The sequence below is a fragment of the Shewanella halotolerans genome, assembly GCF_019457535.1.
Classification (GTDB): Bacteria; Pseudomonadota; Gammaproteobacteria; order Enterobacterales; family Shewanellaceae; genus Shewanella; species Shewanella halotolerans.
In genome coordinates this window covers 2967052-2984084 of sequence record NZ_CP080417.1, presented here as the reverse complement: position 1 = coordinate 2984084, position 17033 = coordinate 2967052, and the positions used below count along the sequence as shown (strand labels likewise).

Annotated in this window: 13 protein-coding genes; 3 read left to right on the top strand and 10 right to left on the bottom strand. The window is 56.9% G+C overall.

The window, feature by feature from the left end:
• The first annotated feature begins 22 nt into the window (after positions 1–22).
• The 3 genes from cysN to cysC all read left to right on the top strand — a co-directional run bounded on the left by cysN (position 23) and on the right by cysC (position 4000).
• Entirely contained in the window at positions 23–1432 is a 1410-nt protein-coding gene (gene cysN / locus K0H81_RS12930; RefSeq protein WP_041407060.1) for a sulfate adenylyltransferase subunit CysN, read from the top strand.
• Between the two features lie 160 nt (positions 1433–1592).
• On the top strand, positions 1593–3320 hold the full coding sequence (locus K0H81_RS12925) for an SLC13 family permease (protein WP_220058578.1): 1728 nt from the start codon (positions 1593–1595) through the stop codon (positions 3318–3320).
• Positions 3321–3370: 50 nt separating this feature from the next.
• Complete coding sequence (gene cysC, locus K0H81_RS12920) at positions 3371–4000, top strand: adenylyl-sulfate kinase (RefSeq protein ID WP_220058577.1); 630 nt, start codon at positions 3371–3373, stop codon at positions 3998–4000.
• 47 nt (positions 4001–4047) lie between these two features.
• Here cysC and K0H81_RS12915 read toward each other — a convergent pair whose 3' ends face one another.
• The 10 genes from K0H81_RS12915 to K0H81_RS12870 form a co-directional block, all read right to left on the bottom strand.
• Positions 4048–5349 carry a CDP-glycerol glycerophosphotransferase family protein gene (locus K0H81_RS12915; RefSeq protein ID WP_258406290.1) on the bottom strand — a complete coding sequence of 434 codons (1302 nt, stop codon included), beginning with the start codon at positions 5347–5349 and terminating at the stop codon, positions 4048–4050.
• Positions 5350–5382: 33 nt separating this feature from the next.
• Entirely contained in the window at positions 5383–5799 is a 417-nt protein-coding gene (tagD, locus tag K0H81_RS12910) for a glycerol-3-phosphate cytidylyltransferase (protein ID WP_220058576.1), read from the bottom strand.
• Between the two features lie 100 nt (positions 5800–5899).
• Positions 5900–7363 carry a sugar phosphate nucleotidyltransferase gene (locus tag K0H81_RS12905; RefSeq protein ID WP_220058575.1) on the bottom strand — a complete coding sequence of 488 codons (1464 nt, stop codon included), beginning with the start codon at positions 7361–7363 and terminating at the stop codon, positions 5900–5902.
• A 21-nt stretch (positions 7364–7384) separates the two neighbouring features.
• A complete protein-coding gene (locus K0H81_RS12900) occupies positions 7385–9448 on the bottom strand; it encodes a WecB/TagA/CpsF family glycosyltransferase (protein WP_258406289.1) in 2064 nt (687 codons plus the stop codon).
• Positions 9449–9839: 391 nt separating this feature from the next.
• On the bottom strand, positions 9840–10886 hold the full coding sequence (locus tag K0H81_RS12895; protein WP_220058574.1) for a glycosyltransferase family 2 protein: 1047 nt from the start codon (positions 10884–10886) through the stop codon (positions 9840–9842).
• A complete protein-coding gene (locus K0H81_RS12890) occupies positions 10883–12181 on the bottom strand; it encodes an oligosaccharide flippase family protein (RefSeq protein ID WP_220058573.1) in 1299 nt (432 codons plus the stop codon). The genes K0H81_RS12895 and K0H81_RS12890 overlap by 4 nt, the downstream gene beginning before the upstream one ends.
• A gap of 281 nt (positions 12182–12462) precedes the next feature.
• Positions 12463–13767, bottom strand: a complete 1305-nt coding sequence (locus K0H81_RS12885) for an O-antigen ligase family protein (protein ID WP_220058572.1) — start codon at positions 13765–13767, stop codon at positions 12463–12465.
• Positions 13722–15137: a GumC domain-containing protein gene (locus tag K0H81_RS12880; RefSeq protein ID WP_258406288.1), complete on the bottom strand. Its 1416-nt coding sequence runs from the start codon at positions 15135–15137 to the stop codon at positions 13722–13724. The genes K0H81_RS12885 and K0H81_RS12880 overlap by 46 nt, the downstream gene beginning before the upstream one ends.
• Before the next feature lie 16 nt (positions 15138–15153).
• Positions 15154–16458: a polysaccharide biosynthesis/export family protein gene (locus tag K0H81_RS12875; RefSeq protein ID WP_220058571.1), complete on the bottom strand. Its 1305-nt coding sequence runs from the start codon at positions 16456–16458 to the stop codon at positions 15154–15156.
• Positions 16459–16469: 11 nt separating this feature from the next.
• On the bottom strand, positions 16470–16829 hold the full coding sequence (locus tag K0H81_RS12870; RefSeq protein ID WP_144204051.1) for an STAS domain-containing protein: 360 nt from the start codon (positions 16827–16829) through the stop codon (positions 16470–16472).
• Positions 16830–17033: the final 204 nt, after the last annotated feature.

The window sequence follows — 17033 nt, the reverse complement described above, 5'->3', positions numbered from 1 at the left end:
GATAACGAATACGAGAAATACCATGACGACTGAAAACACATTATTGCAGACCGACATCGAAGGTTACCTAAAGCTTCACGAAAACAAAGATATGTTGCGTATCTTGACCTGTGGCAGCGTGGATGACGGTAAGTCGACCCTGATCGGCCGCTTGCTGTTCGATAGCAAGATGATCTTCGAAGATCAGATGGCGGCTATCGAGAAAGATTCTAAGCGTTTCAACACTACAGATCAGGCCTTTGACTTGGCGCTGCTGGTAGACGGTCTGCAGTCGGAACGCGAGCAGGGGATCACTATCGATGTGGCCTACCGCTACTTTGCCACCGAGCAGCGTAAGTTTATCATCGCCGACACGCCGGGCCACGAGCAGTACACCCGCAACATGGCCACAGGTGCCTCGACATCCGATCTGGCCATTATTCTGATCGATGCCCGTCATGGGGTGCAGGTACAGACACGTCGTCACAGCTACATCTGCTCACAGCTTGGCATCAAGCATGTGATCATCGCCATCAACAAGATGGATGCGGTCGGCTACGACCAGGGGATCTATCAGGGGATCAAGAAGGCGTATCGCGAGTTTGCCAAAGATCTTGCCTTTACCGACGTGCGCTTCGTGCCGATCTCGGCGCTCAAGGGCGATAACGTGGTGAACGAGAGCGAAAACATGACCTGGTATCCAGGTTCGACTCTGATCAAGCTGCTCAACACGGTTTCCGTCGAGCAGGACAGGAGCGAGTCGTTCCGCTTCCAGGTGCAATACGTTAATCGTCCAAACCTCGACTTCAGGGGCTTCTGTGGCACGGTAGCATCGGGCGAGATCCGTGTCGGCGACACCATCGCCGCCTTACCATCAGGCAAAGAGAGCCGCATCAAGTCAATCGTGACTTTCGATGGTGAGCTTGAAAAGGCAGTGGCAGGGCAGGCGGTGACACTCACTCTTACCGATGAGATAGACGTCAGCCGCGGCGACATGTTGGTGCGCCCTCACGATAAACCGAACTCGACCACTCATTTCGAGGCCGACGTGGTGTGGATGACCGAAGAGCCTCTGTGTGTCGATAGAGAATATGCGCTTAAGCTTGGCAGCAAGGCGGTATACGGCTATGCCGATGCCATCAACTACAAGGTGGATATCAACCATCTGACCCAGCACAGCGCCCAGCAACTGGCACTGAACGAGATGGGTAACTGTCACTTCTCGGTGACCGAGCCTGTGCAGTTTGACGCCTATGAAGATAACCGTGCAACCGGCGCCTTTATCATCATCGACAGGCTCACCAATGTGACAGTGGGCGCTGGCATGATCCGCAAAGCGATCGACGCTGGCAAGGGCAAGCAACGTGAGATCTCGGCCTTCGAGCTGGAGATGAACGCCTTAGTGCGTAAGCATTTCCCGCACTGGGGTGTGAAGGATATTTCCAAGGCCTAATTACGTATATTTAGTGGCAGATATTAGTGACAGACATTAGTCGCTGATATCTGTTATGGACACTTGAGGCCAAGGGCTAGCGCTAAGTAAGGTGTTTAATATCGTTTTGATGGCGAACACCGACTTAGAACCGCTAGCCTGAGGCTTAAGAAAGCAAACTATGACATTTAACGCTTATCTCACCATCGCCATCTTCCTCGCGACTATCGTGGGGTTGGTGCGTTTCCAAAACCGGCCAGCGCTGGTGTTTGGTGTGACCCTGCTGGTGCTGGTGGCGTTTAATCTGGTGACCAAGGAGCAACTGCTCTCCAGCATGTCTAATCCTGGCCTGGTAACCTTGGTACTGCTGATCCTCTGCTCCTTTGCATTGGAGAAGACCCGGCTGCTGCGGGTCATCGCCGCCAAGGTTATCGTCAGCGGCTACCGTACCACCTGGCTACGCCTGTACGGCATGACTGCGCTGAGCTCGGCTCTGCTTAACAATACCGCCGTGGTGGCGACCCTGTTATCGCCCATTCGCAATAACCCGCACCATGTGGCGAGTAAGTTATTACTCCCCCTGTCTTACGCGGCAATACTCGGCGGTACCCTGACCCTGGTGGGAACTTCGACCAACCTTATCGTCAACAGTATGGTGATTGATGCCTCAGGTCAGTCGCTCTCTTTCTTCTCTTTCACCGCCATCGGTGCCTTGCTGGTGCTGGGCTGTGGTCTGGTGCTGCGTATCGCCTCAAGATGGCTGCCGGATATCGCTCACCAGGAGACCTGCTCCAAGGGCTACTTTATCGATGCCAAGGTGGTGGCGGGCTCTGAGCTGATTGGGCGTTCGGTAGAAGATAACGGCCTGAGACACCTCGAATCCTTGTTCCTGGTCGAGGTGGTGCGTAATGGCCGCCTCATCAGCCCGGTGACGCCCACCGAGGTACTGCTGCAGGATGACAGGCTCATCTTCAGCGGCGATATCGCCAAGGTGATGCAGCTTAGTCAGTTCTCTGGCCTTGAGATGTTTGCCGAAAAAAATGGCCTGCTCGATAGCAACCTCACCGAAGTGGTGGTAAAGCAAGAGAGCGTGCTGGTGGGTAAGACCATGAAGAAGGCGGGGTTTCGCGCCCTGTTTGACGCCGCTGCCGTGGCCATTCGCCGTGACGGCGAAGAGATCTCGGGTAAGCTCGGTGAGGTGCAGATCAAGGCGGGCGACTTCTTAGTGCTGGCCGTCGGTAAGGACTTCCTTACCCGCCACAACATCAGCAAGAACTTTATCGTCATCAGCGGCGTCGAGCCCGAGACTCGAAACAACGGCAAGAAGGCCTGGATCTCTATCGGTGGCTTCGTGCTGACACTGGTGCTTGCCGCCACAGGCGTGGTTGAGATGCTTCAAGGAATGTTGTTGCTATTGGGCGTGTTGATCTTCACCCAGTGCCTCAACGTCAACGAGGTGGTGCGCCGCTTCCCTGTGGATATCTGGCTGGTGGTGGCCTCGGCCATCTTGCTCTCCCACGCCCTGGTCAACAGCGGTGTGGCCGAGCTGGTGGCCAGCTGGGTAGAGGGGACGGCGGAGAAAGAACATCTGATGCTGGCGTTATTGCTGGTTTATCTCGCCACCTGGCTGATGACAGAGCTCATTACCAATAACGCGGCGGCGGCGCTGATGTTTCCCATCGCCTACAGTATAGCTTTGGGCTTCGGGGTGGACTTCTTACCCTTCGTGATGACGGTGGCTTTTGCCGCCAGCGGCAGCTTCATCAGCCCCTATGGCTATCAGACCAACCTCATGGTGTATAACGCCGGTCGCTATCGCCTGATGGATTTTGTTAAGGTAGGCGTGCCCGTGAGCCTGACCTATGGGGCCATAGTCCTACTGACAGTACCCTTGTTTTTCCCGTTTTAGACGATGAGTTTCGTCCATCGTGATTGCAGTTAACCCGTTAAGGAAAGCCGATGTCCCCCTACAAGACAGTCGATGTTAGTGTGAAATCCAGCGATGTTCAGTGGCATCAGGCCAGCGTGACTCACGCGGAGCGCGAGCAGGCCAACGGCCACAAAGGCGCCGTGCTCTGGTTTACTGGTCTGAGTGGTTCTGGCAAGTCGACTGTGGCGAACGCGGTCGACCGTCTGCTCCATGACAAGGGCTGTACCACCTATGTGCTCGATGGCGATAATATGCGCCATGGACTCAATGGCGACCTGGGCTTTTCCGATGAGGACAGAGTCGAGAACATCCGCCGTATCGGCGAGGTGGCTAAGCTGTTTGTCGATGCTGGCACTCTGGTCTCGACCGCCTTTATCTCGCCATTTAGTGCCGATCGACAGCTAGTCAGAGATTTGCTGTCGGCCCATCAGTTTATCGAGGTCTTTATCGATACGCCGCTTGAGGTGTGTGAACAACGCGACCCCAAGGGGCTCTACAAGAAGGCGCGCGCCGGTGAGATTAAACACTTTACCGGTATCGATTCCGCCTACGAGGCGCCGGTTTCCCCCGAGGTGCATGTCAAAACCGCCGAGCAGACAATAGAAGAATGTGCACAGCAGGTGGTAGATTACTTAGTTCGGCAGGGGCTGCTGGCCTAGCTAAAACTCTAGCTAAAATTCTAGCTGATCACTTGGCTCGAGTAGGCCTAGGCCTCTTGAGCGCCTACCCAGTGTGTCTGGCCGCTCGTTTGTCTCATCCATTGCTCCAAGGCGCCGAAACTGCTCGGCGCATCCGCCTGCCAGTAGGTTTCGACCAGCTGGCGATAATCCTCCATCTCTTCTGCCTTCACGCTAAAGTCTCCCGTGGCTAAAAATGTCAGTAGCTCGCCAAAATCCTTAAGATGCCAATGGCGGGCACGCGTCTTATCCAGCAGGGGGAGTGATGCGGCGTAGTCATACAGGCTGCGCTCGGCTGTTACCGCTTGCTCTTGTTGCTGATGCAAGCACTGTTTGCCGCTATTCAGGTCGTAGAGACGAAAAGTTAAGCCTTGGTAGAGGGCATCGATAAACAGCGATGAGGTGTCAGTGATCAAAAGGTCTATCTGACCAAGAATATCGTACACATCCTCTCTTTGGGAGATATCTATGATGTTGGCAAAATGGCTGTAGCGCCCAGCCAAGTGGGCCTCGTTGGGGTGAAACCTTAGCAGCAGCACCTGCCCATTGGCCCGCAGGCTCGCCGAAAGCTTGGCCCAGTTAAAGGCCTGGTCATAGGGGCTGGTCTGGTTGGCTTGCTCCTTAAGGCCTGTGTCACGCCAGGAAGGAGCGTAGAGAATCGCCTGTTTAAAGGGATGACCAATCAGCTGGCTGAGAGGCGTTGCCGCGCTTGGGTAGCGGCTAAAATAATCGGTACGTGGATAACCGGCCCTGAGGAGTTGCTCGGGTTTTAGCCGAAAGGCGCTTTGGAAGCAGCGACTCATCTGAACGCTGGGGCTGAGCATCAGATCCGGGCGAATATGCTGCTGATGGTAATGGAGCCTGGCAGGCTTGGGGGAGCGGTAGATCTCGGCCAGCGGGCCAGAGTCGATATCGAACTCAATCTTTTTCATTGGCGAGCCGTGCCAGAGGTTCACCTTTACCGCACCTTTCCCCAGATGTTGATTAATGTCCCCCAGATAGCTGCTGTAAAAGTAATACTTTGCCGTCAGGCAGTGATAGATGCCTTGCAGGGAGCGGCGAGGGTAGGCCTCATGGCCCTGGGCTTGGAGGCGCTTAATCAGCGCTTTGTCGCCGCTAATCCAGATGCAGCGGATAAAGGCCTCGCGGCGCCAGTGCAGGTAGAGGTACTTGCTATTGTCGGTGAAACGATTCTTGTAGCTGCCAAAGACCGCCTTGTGGCTGCGGGGGGCGAAGGCTGACAGCTGATAGATGCCCTGGGTGAACAGTGCCTTTATCAAGGACACTAGCTTGGTCCCAGACAGTCTCATGATAACCAATAGTCGCTTCATATCGCCTCCTAAGTCTCGTTAATCTGAGCCGCTTTAATCGTTTGAGGCATCGGGAAAGGGCGGTAAGAAGGCGAGATCGTTTTTTATTTCGGTTGTAGAGATCTCGTCGGTGCGGGGCAGGTAGATCACCTCACACAGGTGTTGAAGATGATCGAAATGTCCCCGCCAGTCATCGCCGATAGCGAAGATATCGACACTATATTTTTCAATATCAGTGACTTTCTGACCCCAGTGGGTCTCGGACAACACGAGATCCACATAGCGGCAGGCGGCCAGTATTTCGGCGCGCTGCTGGTAGCTGAAGAAGGCGGCCTTGCCCTTTTGGGCATTAAACTCGTCGGTAGAGACGCAGACGATCAGCTTGTCGCCAAGTTGCTTGAGCCTGGCAAGCAGGCGCACATGGCCATAGTGGAACAGATCGAAGGTGCCGTAAGTTATGATGGTTTTCATCTTGCGCTCCTTATCCCTATAGATATTCACGTTTTTTTGAATGAGTCATAGTGTCGTATTGGCATCGGTGAGCTTTGCTATCGTTACTCGTCAGCTCACCCTAAGCGTTGGCGCGCGATAAGCGTGCCGGCAGGGCGAAACAGCTCGCCATTAGCCTCAGGTATTTCAGCTTGCCCGGTTCGGCGTTAAAGCTAAGGGCGACCAGCTGTTTCTCTTCCAGCGGTGCATCGTTCGGGAGCAGCAGCTGTACGGGTCCCCATAGCCCGACGGTCGCGCCGAGTCCATGCAAATTGCCATTGTCGGCAGGGCTGTAATCGGCGTTGCAATCAGGGCTATCGCCAAAGAGGGCGAGCTTACCCTTGAACACTTGAATCAGGCCCGGCAGGCTGGCCAGCAGTGGGTTTGTAACTTGCCAGCGCTTGAGCCTGAAACCTAACCCTCTGTCATTGGTCAGGTGCTGGCTGCTAACCAGTGGCCGCTTGGACTGAATAGTGAGGTAGGCGCCTATGGCCAGTTGTAGTGGTAGCGTCAGCAGCAGGAGAACCAGGGCGAGCACTCTGTCACTCAGCCTTGCTCTGCTTATGTCATTGGCACTAAAAGTCATGCCTTGGCGATGCTGCGCCGCGCGGTTGGGGGCGATAAGGCTTGCATCCTCTATGCTGATATAGCCCTGATGCTCCAGATTGATCAGCAGGCGCTGGCAGACGATCGCCCTATGAAGGTTGAGGTCGCGTCCCACATAGGTGTTAGGCAGTACCAGGCTGTCACTAAGTTGGGCGCCTGCATCGATGAGACAGTGCTCGCCAATCACGAAGTCGCCATCCAGGCGCACGTTGTCATCGAGCTGGCTGCATTGTCCTATCATGCCCTGGCCATTGGCCGCGCCGTTAAACAGCACTTTCTGTGCCAGATAACACCCGCCGCCATTTTCGTTGGCCTGAAAGCGCTGTTGGGGTTTGAGCCTCGCCAGGCGATTGCTGGCAAAGTTGAGGTTGGCGGCCAGGTAGTCGTTCAGGCTGTCTAGGTGGTGCTGGTGGCCATGGAGTACCAGGGTGACCCCCTGAGGCTTGCTGGCGGTAGCGCTAGGGTGGGCGATGAGCGGCCAATTGAGATGGTCCAGATTGGCGCTGGCGCCAGGGAGCATGATCATTCCGCTTGGCATGCCGGCTATCTTGGCGCTGACCAGCTCCTTGGGAAACTGCTTGGCAAAGTCGACGAACGCCTTTATCACTGGCGTGCGCAGTATATCGCCCCTAAGCAGTAGGGCAGGCTGCTCCGGCGTTAACTGCAGACGGGAGATCACCTCGGACGCTGGCTCATCCGCCCTACAGAGAAAGTAGTCAATATCGAGTCCCCAGCGCTCGCCCTTGCCAAGCAGCGCTTCGATGTCGCCGGCCTGTGGGCCTAGAACCAGCTTGACTTGGGTGATCCCCGAATTGCTGAGATCGTCCAGGGTGTACTCAATCAATGCGCGATTGCCCACGGGCAGCAGCGCAGGGCAGTAGTATTGATCCAGCGGTGCTAACTCATGACCCGAACGATTGGCTAAGATAATGGCTTGCATAAGATTGCTCTCCACAACAGATTAATAGGCGCCCCTGGCGAACAGCACGGCGGGTATGGTTTTAAGCAGTAAGCGGATATCGGCCCACAGGGATTGCTGATAGATGTAATCCACATCCAGCAGCACCTGCTTGTCAAACGGAATATCCGAGCGGCCGCTGACCTGCCAGATGCAGGTGATGCCGGGTTTCACCGACAGACGACGGCGATCGCTAAGACTGTACTGACTCACCTCGCTGGGCAGCGCCGGGCGCGGGCCGACCAGTGACATCTCCCCCTTGAACACGTTCCACAGCTGCGGCAACTCATCGATAGAGGCCTTGCGGATCAGCTTGCCGATACGTGTGATGCGGGGATCGCGCTTCATCTTAAACAGCACGCCGCCATCCATCTCATTGCTGGCCTTGAGCGCCGCCAGGCGTGCCTCGGCATCCTGGTACATGGAGCGAAACTTCCACATGGTAAAGGGCTTGTTGTTGAGGCCCGCGCGCTGCTGGCTGTAGAGAATGGCCCCAGGTGATTCGAGGCGGATCAGCAGCGCGGTGAGCAGCAGCAGTGGCGTGAGCAGAACAAGTAGTATGCCTGCCCCCAGGATATCTAGCAGGCGCTTGCTGACGCGGTTAAGGCTGAGCCTCAGGGCGTGTGCGCTGCGTTTTAGCTGCGCACCTTGAGTGCGACCATCAAGTTTCGGCGTGCTTATTTGGCGAGCCAAGGCCGCCTGGCCAGCCTGAGCTCTAGCTTGAGTTAGAGAAGAGTGCGGGGCCCGGCGTAGCTTGATTGAGATGGTCTCAATGAGTACGTGATAGAGAAACCTGGGGTTTCCCAGCAGGTAGCGGCGCCACATGCGCGCGGGCTCAGCCAGCAGGCGGGCTATCCACTCCATGCCTATCTGACGAACCCAGATCGGGGCGCGTATGATGCGCTCCGAGTAGAAGTCGAACAGGCCGCCGACGCCTATGCCCACAGCGACATTGAGCTGGGGCTGGTATTTGGCCAGCCAGAATTCTTGCTGGGGCGCGCCCATGGCCACCAGGAGTATGTTGGTCTTGGAGGCGTTGATCTGCGCGATCACCTTAGCCGTCTCCTGCTCTGAATCTAAATAGCCATGATGGGTGCCGGCGATATTGAGCGCCGGATATCTGGCCTGCATCTTGTCGGCGGTCAGCTGGGCGATGCCGGGGCGGCCACCCAGTAGGTAGATGGCGTAGCCGGACTTGGCCAGGCGCTCACACAACAGCGGGAACATGTCGGTGCCGTTGAGGTTATCCCCAAGCGGCGTGCCCTTGAGGCGACTGGCGAGCCTAAGCCCCAGGCCATCGGCCAGGATTAGATCGGCTTGGGTCAGGTTGTGATGATAGGCCTTATTATCGCGGCTAATGTTCATGCAATCTGCGTTGACGAAGCAGTAGCGCTCCATAGCGCCTTGTCGCTCACAGGCTGCAAGCATACGCTCAAGTAGTTGATTCATGCTGAGATTGGCAATCTTAAGCCCAAACAGTGAGAGGCTGTGGCGACTGCCAAGCAGGCTTGGCGCCAGCAGTGTCATGGTCAGCGCGCGCACTAGCGCCAGCAGATAGCCCTGAGGACTTAAAAAGGCGCCGTCTATCGCCGCTTCTGGTGATTCGAAACTCAGCCCCATTCTCAGGTACAGCTGCTCAAAATTGATGAGGCCTGGACGAGATGGCGCGTCTGGTGCTTGAGTCAATGCCAGCTGCAGGCGATCGCCTATTAGACTGACATCGCCCCTGACGAGGTTCCAAATGCTCGGCAGGGCGGCGAGGTGAGTCCCTTGATAGAGTCGATAGAGTGGGCGAACCCGGCTCTGGCCATCGAAGAAGTAGATGGTCTCCAGCGCCTGGCCACGAAAGAGTCTGCAATAGGTCATTGACGCCAACAGGAGCGGCGCCCAGATGGGCAGAATTAGCATCAGCAGCATCAGGTCTATGGCGCGCACCATGGTTGGTATAGATGCAGGTACTCTGGTCGAGCTGGCCTCAGTGGATTTAGCGGCTTTGGTTGCATTCGTGTCCACATTGGCAATGCTGCTGGTGGTGACCGACTGGGCGGTGCGCATCTCATTTCCCATGGTGAAGCTCCTCTTGCTTGACTGGCCTGGCGCTTGTTAATTCGCTTTAAAAAATGAATCCTGCCTATAGGCTAGATAGCACAAGGGATGCCAATTTTAATATCTGTTGTAAAACATGTGGTTAGTGTTTTTGCTTGCTGTCTTTTCGCATCTTGAAGTGGGGCGGATTGCGCCCTGCATCGCGTATTGCAATTCTTTCCGTTTAGCAATTGCAAGGCATTGGCGAGGTATAGCTAGGCTTTAACTAGGCATTAGTCAGGTATTAGCAGACTTGTCACTGTGTCTAAGCTGTATTGCTTTGCTCAGTTGAAAAGGAGCCGCCCACTCATGCTGGCAGTGGGCGACGCAGTGATGAAAAACGCTTACTGTGAAACTGTTACTGTGAAAACAGTTACTGAGAGATAAGCGACCCCTTGACCCCATCTTTGGCGATCCGCTGGCGCTGACGCCTGCCAATGATCTCCTGCCCCAGCTGCTCGCAGGCCTGGTACAGGGGCTTAGGCAGCAGCCATAACAGGTAGGCGGCGCCTAGGGTGGTGAGGGTGCGTCCCGTCTCCTTTAGCAAGATCTGCGGCGCGTGGATCAGCGCGCGGTTAACCATGTGCACCGCCATCTTGCCGTTACCGCTGCGGATCGATTGGCGCGCCAGGTAGCGCAGCTGATAGCCGCGAGCGTGACGCTCGTGCTGTTTCAGCACCTTAGGGGCAAACAGGCGCGCCTTGGTGATCATCTTCTCCCAGGAGGCCAGCTGCTTGTTGACGTCCGCCGACAGCCCGGCAGGGTTAAGACGATAGTAGGTGAGCGGCTCGGGGATCCCTGCCATCAACCAGCTGGTGGTGGCAACAATTCGCAGCCAGCACTCGATATCTTCCGACTGGCGAAAACTCTCGTCGAAATAGCAGCTCTGCAGACCTTCGCCGTCGCGGATTTGAAAGCGGATGGCATTCAGGGTCTCGCGGCGGATCACTGGCGCCGAGCCGTTGCCGACCGGGTTACGGCACAGGAGGTGGGCCACGTCTATGCCGTTCAACTGGGGCATCTGATAGAAGTTTGTCGGGGTGCCGTCATGTTCCATGAAGGCGGAGCGGGAGAAACTAATCCCTACCAAGGGGTGTCTGTCCAGATGCTCCACATGGCGTGCCAGCTTGTCGGGGTGCCACTTGTCGTCGGAATCGAGAAAGGCCACATACTTGCCGATGGCGTGACGCACGCCCGTGTTGCGGGCGGCGGCCAGCCCCTTGTTGACCTTGTGCTGCACTATGCGCACCCGCCTGTCTTGCACCTGCTGACAGATCTTGAGGCTGTTATCTGTGGCGCAGTCGTTGACCAAGATCAGCTCGAAGTCGGTATAACGCTGGGCGAGCACAGATTCGATCGCCTCACCCACGAAGGCCTGCACATTGTAGACGGGCATCACAACGGAAACGGTAGGACTCATAATGACTCTCCTTGAAGGCTAGGGCTCGACGGCGCGAAGGCGGGCAAGCTGAGGTATAGATAGAGGGAAAACAGGGGCAGTACAATGAGGTGCAGGGCGAGTACCGCCGTGGCGATACCGACCAATCCCCATGGACTGGCGAGCAAGATGCCCAGCATCAGCAGCGCGGTAAAGGCGCCGTTGCTGATGAGGTTGAATCGGCTCTTGCCCAGGGCGATCAACAGCTGGCTGGCGGCCTCACCGAGGGGACGGGTGAGACCGCTTAGGCAGAGCAGCAGGAAGATGGGCAGGGCGCCGGCATCTATCCATTGCTGGCCATACACCAAGGGCAGATACCAGGGGGCCAGCAGCGCCTGTAACGTGATGATCGGCAAGCTGATCCCGGCGATTAATTTCAGGGATTTAAGGTAGTGAGTGGCCTTATCCTCGCCGGCGCACAGGTGTGAGTAGAGCGCCGTGCCGTAGCTCTGGATAAGCCCCATGCTGATCCCCAGGCTGGCGTTGAAGGCAAAGAAATAGATGCCCAGCGCCTCGACGCCCAGCAGGTAGCCGATCAATAGATAGTCTATGTTCTGGCGCAAAAAGAGCAGCAGATCGCTAAGGCCTATCTGCACGCCGAAGCGCGCCATCTGCGGTGTTGTCATGCCTGCTGGTAGCGAGCTGGGTTTAATACCTCTGTGATATGGCAGTGGGTTGTCTTGCCTGTGCACCCAGATCCAGACGAGGACGGCCAACACCTTAGGTACTATGATGGCCCAGATGCCTAGGCCGAAGAGGGCTAAAAAGGCAGTGAGCGCGCCATCGAACAGCGTCTGCCACAGCACGGCGCGGCCGACGATTCGCATGCGGTTATGTTTGAGGTTCTGCGCCGCGTACAGCATGCCAAAGGGCAGCAACAGATAGCTACTGGCCATCAATAACATGGGGGCTATGAGGTTGGGTTTGTGATAGTAGAGGCTCAGGGGAAGGCTCAGCAGGCACATGATGGTTAAGGCGCTCAGGCAGGCGATCCAATTGAGACGGTTGGCGCTGCCCAGGCTGGCAATATAGTCTGAGCTATCCATCTTGATCAACGCCGCCGAGCTGATGCGCCGGGTTGGGGTGACCAGCAGCTCGAAGCAGGTGAGTATGATGGCGACCTCTCCAAACACCTCTGGGGTCAGCAGCCTGGCGATGATGATGCTCGCGCCCAGTCTGACGATACGGCCAAAGACTTGCGCCGAGCCCAGCCAGAAGAGGGCGTTGGCGAGGTGCTGCTCTGAGAGTCTGATAAAGAGATGGGTTATGTTGTTCATCTGATTTCCCCTTGTGCGTCCTGCGCCATTTCCGCCGCGGCTGTTGTCGAGTTGACCTGCCTTGCTACGAGCTTTACATCTCTCCTGGTCATTTCACTATCTGTGCCACATTTTTAAATCACATCGTTAAATAACTAACTAATTGTTTTTAATCTGGTATTTATCTTTTCATCTAAGAGGCGCTATCGCGGCAATACTCCCTGGGAGGCATTTTGCAAAGCAGCTGACGTAGTGTTCGCATTTTGCCTTGTGTCTTCATTTTCAATTTTTCAATTAAGTGCCTAGATCGGCTGGCTAGCCGTCGCAGGCGTGGCCGTCTCTGTCTGGGAGCCGATTTGATCGTCCTTGGCGGCCTGTTTGTGGGCCAGCCCTACCAAGATGAGGCCGGGCCAGAAGAGGTAGGCCAAGATCTCCAGGTTCTCGCCGAAGGTATAGAGGAGCAACATGCTAAGAAACGCCAGGGCGGTGGCGCACAGGGGACAGTTAAGGGCGGGTCTGAGCAGGCTTAAGATGCCGATACCCAGGGGCAGGGCCAGGGCGATAGCGCCGACTATACCTTTGACAAACAGCAGACCATACCAGGTGTGGTGGGAGCCGATGGGCATATATTCCACCAGATGAGGGCCGCGCTCGACGATGCCATGGCCCCAGAGCACAGCCTCATTGGCCCAGCGCTCCAGGGCGATGTTAGCAAGCTCCTGACGCACCCGGGTGGAGCCCGCCCTGGCGGCCTTTACCGCATGAATCGTATTGTCGATGGATTCGATAACCTGTGTGCCCACCATGCCGCCTAGCAAAGTGACTGGGCTGGCGAGCAGGTAGAGCCAGGGGGAGCGATGCCAGCGGATGAGGGCAAAGAAGCCCAGGATAAACAGATAACAGATGATGGCGAGGCGCGACTGGGAGATGAGGATCATCATCAGGCCGCCGCCCAGGCCATAACGGCGAAACTTAGGGGTTAACTCCTGTAAGGCCCCTAGGCTGACTAGGTTGCCCATCAGCCCGAGCGCAGGCGCCCAAGGGGTGAACAGGCGCCAGCGCGGGGTGCCGCTACCCGGGTCTATCTCGTAGAGGCTGACGCTGAAGAACTCGGGCCCTGGGCCGCCCACTATGCTCAGGGGCGACACGTATAGGGTGCTGGGGAGTTTTATCAGCCAGGCGATCACAAACAGCGGTAGCAGCATTAGGGTGTGTTTGCCTACCACACAGAGGGCGCGATAGATAATACTGGGGCGAATATCGAGTGCTCCCAACAGGGGGAAGATGGCGATCAGCGCCCAGCCCTTGGCCCAGCCGATGGAAGATTTTATCAGCTTAGGGATCCCCAGGGCCTGCTCCAGATGGCCGATGATCAGCACCAGCAACATGACGAACATCCCCAGCAGCCAAGCCTTCTGCGCCATGGAGATGCGATAGTGGGCGCCATCGAAGGTGTAACGTTTGAGCATGCGCAGCAGCAAGACCCAGCCGATCACGGGAGCGACCAGATACATGGCGCCCAGCAGCCAGAAGCCATAGGTCCAGGTGATCGCCTTGTAGACTAACTTTTCGTCACTATTCGCTGCATGATAGGTTTGCGTATCCATAATACCGCCAGGCCTCCGATTGTCATGAGAGAGCTGAGGGCGCCGCCGATCAGCGCCAGGAGTTTGTGCATGGGATCTTGTTTGAGGGGTAGGCTGGGGGCCGCCAGCAGCTGCACCAAGGGATAGGCCGAGTAGATGTCGGCCTTACCCACATCCATCTTGGCCAAGGCCGAGGTAAACACCGCCGTGGCGAGCTGATGTTCCCGGTGGAGATCCTCGAGCTTAGCCGCATCGTCGTTGCTGTGGGCCAGGCGATCGTTCCAGTTGGCGATCTGTTCATCTAAGGTGGCGATCTCTTGAGTCAGCCCCTGCACCTCGGTGGAGAGGTTGAGTAGCTGCTGCATCAGCTGCGCCCGGCTGTCGAGATCGTCGGCGGACAGCTTTAGCATCAGCTCATCGTCGCGGTAGCCAAGCAGGTGCTGGCAGCGACGCTGCAGCGAGGCAAACAGTGTCTGTTGCTGGTGGCGCTGGGTGACCACCTGAGGGTGCTTGTTGCCGTATTGACCGCCGAATTTGGCCAGCATAGTGGTGGCGTCCGTGTAGAGCACAAGTAACTGCTGAAACAGCTGGTCATTCTTAAGCTTGAGTAAGTCCGCCGCCTGCTCCGGCGAGAGCGCCAGATGGGCCTGCAGCTGGCCGCGGCTGGCGAGCATTCCCTGCTGTTTGGCGACCATAGTCACCCGCTTGTGACGCAGCCGCTCTATGGTCAGCGCCAGCTCCTTGAATTGATCCAGCGACACCAAACCTATCTCTGACTGAAAGGCGAGGATCTTCTGCTGGCTCAGGCTCACCTTCTGGGCAAAGCCCTCGATCCCCAGCTTGATGCCGTTTTCCCGCTGGCTGATCTCATCTTCCCTCAGGGTCTCGAGCAGGCGCTGCAGGGCATGGTAGTGGGCCCAGGCCTTCTGCTGGGCGCTATTGGCGTCGCGACTGACCAGGCTAAACTCCATCAGCCCGGTCTGATTGGGCAGCTTAAGCTTAGGTTTGCCCAGTTCGCCGGGAGCTAGGCTCAGGCTGATGGCTGCGGCGGCGAGCAGCACCTCGCTGTTGGCCAGCGCCTTGTAGTTTTCTCTGGGATCTATGGCGCTGCTGAGATAGGGAGAGCTTGATGAGCTGCTGGCGTGGCCTATGCTGTCCAGGCTCACCTGAGCCCCGGCGCCGGCGCCGGGGAGAATAAGGGTCCACTTGCTCACGTAACGCGGCGGCGCCAACAGCAGAAACAGCCCTACCAGACCCCAGATCAGCGCCAGTGCGCCCAGGGCCGTCTTGATGTAGACCCAGCGACGTCGGTTGAGGGGCATCTTGCTGCCAGTCACCAGGAAGTGCTTTAGTTTGGCAAGGCTGGAAGGGGCGGCTGGCGTGGTCATCATGGTCATCCTTTACCGGTTAAAGCAGGCCTAACAGGCTGACGGGTACCAAGAGATCCGTCAGGGTGCGGGCGACCTCGCGAAGATTGGTGACGCGGGAGTCGTAGCAGGCCAGGCCGTCACCCGGCAGCAACACGGGATTGATCTCGGGTTGATAGGAGTGGCTGATGAGGCTGCTCAGAGAGCGCTCCACCACATCTATCTGCTCGCTCATGGGATTCTTGGTGATCAGTATCACGTGGCGTGAGGCATTGGTGCTCTGGGCGCCGCCCATGCAGTTGGCGGCGATGGCACCGCTCAGCAGCCGGGTGCCATAGGGAAAGCGGGTCGCCTCGGTATCCACCGCCGACTGAGAGTTGCTGCTGGCCGGTTGGGTCAGGTTAGAGATAAACACCCGGATCCCCGGAATGGTGATCTGCGACGGGCGCGCCAGGCTGTCGTCGAAATAGTGGGTCTCAGGCACATAAATATGGTCCCCGGACATCAAGATGAGGTTGTCGACCTCCTTGCCGCTGAGGATGCCGCTAAGATCCAGCCGATACTGTTTGCCCTGACGGGTGAGCACCACCTGGCGTATGTCGGCGTCGGGGCGCACGCCGCCAGAGGAGCGCAGCGCCTTGGTCAGGCTGCGACCTTGGGCGTTATCGCCATGAAAGTTGGCGTGCTGCTCGGCGATATCCACCTCGCTGTGGCGATTGATCTTGTGTTGCCCAGGTTCATAGACGGCGCCTGAGACGCGAATATTAATCGCCCCCCACTGCAGTGGCATTATGCTGATCCGCACCGTGCCGGCCAGCATGAGTTGCTCCTTTATCAGCTCGTCGCTGAGCGCCTGTTTCAGCTCAGGGATGGCGACGCCTTCCGCCCGTATGGCGTTGAGGTAGGGCAGATAGATGTAGCCGTCGGCATTGACCTCCACATCGCCGCTAAACTCCTCGCCGTTGAGGATCTGGATCTTGAGACGATCTCCGGCCGACAGCCTGGGAGCGCTTAGGCTGTCTAAGGAATAGAACTGGGGCTCGCCGCCTGCGGCTACCAGATCGCCGCGGGTGTCTTGATTTGGGCTGCTTTGCTCTGCCTGCTCACTATAGCGACGGCTGTAGGGCACCATGTCATCATAGTAGTGGCAATCCTGGGGCTGGCTATCAAGCTGGCGCTGACACAAGGCCTGCTGTTTGGGCTGGGCCGGGGTGACGCAGCCGCCGAGCGAGGCGAGCGTTAGCAAGAAAAAAAGCGAATAGGCATGGCCTCTTAATGAAAAGCCGCTTTGCTGCTTACTCGCTTGCTTTTTTGGCCGATAGGCGCCGAACTGAAATGACAACATGGCGTGTCTCCCTAAGAGGCCTTGGCCGCGGCAGGTGAGCAGATATATTCGCAGGCCGCCTCGCGGTTTTCGAACAGGGTAAAGATCTGGTGCAGCCGGGTCAGCTCGATCAGGGCGCGTACCCCAGGGGTTGGGGAGAGCAGCACCACATCACCGCCCAGCTGCTTGGCCTTCTTCAGCACAGAGATCAGGATAGAGAGGCCGCTGGAGTCGATATACTCCACCTGACTCAGATCCATGACCAGCCTGTGGCTGCCACTCTCCAGCTGGCGGATGATGGCCATGCGCAGGGTGGCGGTTTGGGACATGATCACCTGACTCGGCAACACCACCATGGCGGCGTTGTGATGGGCTAAGGGGATAAATTTCATAGTCGACTCCTTGGCGATGCCATCTTAGTGGATAGGGTCACTCACCGTTTCGGTGGTGGACGACTAAGACATTGCACAAGCTAGGCCAAGTTTTAAAAGTCTTTAATTACATTATGTTAGCCTTATTTTGGCTCTTGTTATACCGACGGTCAGCGTAGGCTTTGGAATTGTGCATTGCAATTTGCATCGCTCCTGCGTGCTTTT

Bases quoted from the DNA above. Each gene is read 5' to 3' on its own strand.
- cysN (WP_041407060.1), top strand. From the start codon at position 23: ATGACGACTGAAAACACATTATTGCAGACCGACATCGAAGGTTACCTA.
- K0H81_RS12925 (WP_220058578.1), top strand. From the start codon at position 1,593: ATGACATTTAACGCTTATCTCACCATCGCCATCTTCCTCGCGACTATC.
- cysC (WP_220058577.1), top strand. From the start codon at position 3,371: ATGTCCCCCTACAAGACAGTCGATGTTAGTGTGAAATCCAGCGATGTT.
- K0H81_RS12915 (WP_258406290.1), bottom strand. From the start codon at position 5,349: ATGAAGCGACTATTGGTTATCATGAGACTGTCTGGGACCAAGCTAGTG.
- tagD (WP_220058576.1), bottom strand. From the start codon at position 5,799: ATGAAAACCATCATAACTTACGGCACCTTCGATCTGTTCCACTATGGC.
- K0H81_RS12905 (WP_220058575.1), bottom strand. From the start codon at position 7,363: ATGCAAGCCATTATCTTAGCCAATCGTTCGGGTCATGAGTTAGCACCG.
- K0H81_RS12900 (WP_258406289.1), bottom strand. From the start codon at position 9,448: ATGGGAAATGAGATGCGCACCGCCCAGTCGGTCACCACCAGCAGCATT.
- K0H81_RS12895 (WP_220058574.1), bottom strand. From the start codon at position 10,886: ATGAGTCCTACCGTTTCCGTTGTGATGCCCGTCTACAATGTGCAGGCC.
- K0H81_RS12890 (WP_220058573.1), bottom strand. From the start codon at position 12,181: ATGAACAACATAACCCATCTCTTTATCAGACTCTCAGAGCAGCACCTC.
- K0H81_RS12885 (WP_220058572.1), bottom strand. From the start codon at position 13,767: ATGGATACGCAAACCTATCATGCAGCGAATAGTGACGAAAAGTTAGTC.
- K0H81_RS12880 (WP_258406288.1), bottom strand. From the start codon at position 15,137: ATGATGACCACGCCAGCCGCCCCTTCCAGCCTTGCCAAACTAAAGCAC.
- K0H81_RS12875 (WP_220058571.1), bottom strand. From the start codon at position 16,458: ATGTTGTCATTTCAGTTCGGCGCCTATCGGCCAAAAAAGCAAGCGAGT.
- K0H81_RS12870 (WP_144204051.1), bottom strand. From the start codon at position 16,829: ATGAAATTTATCCCCTTAGCCCATCACAACGCCGCCATGGTGGTGTTG.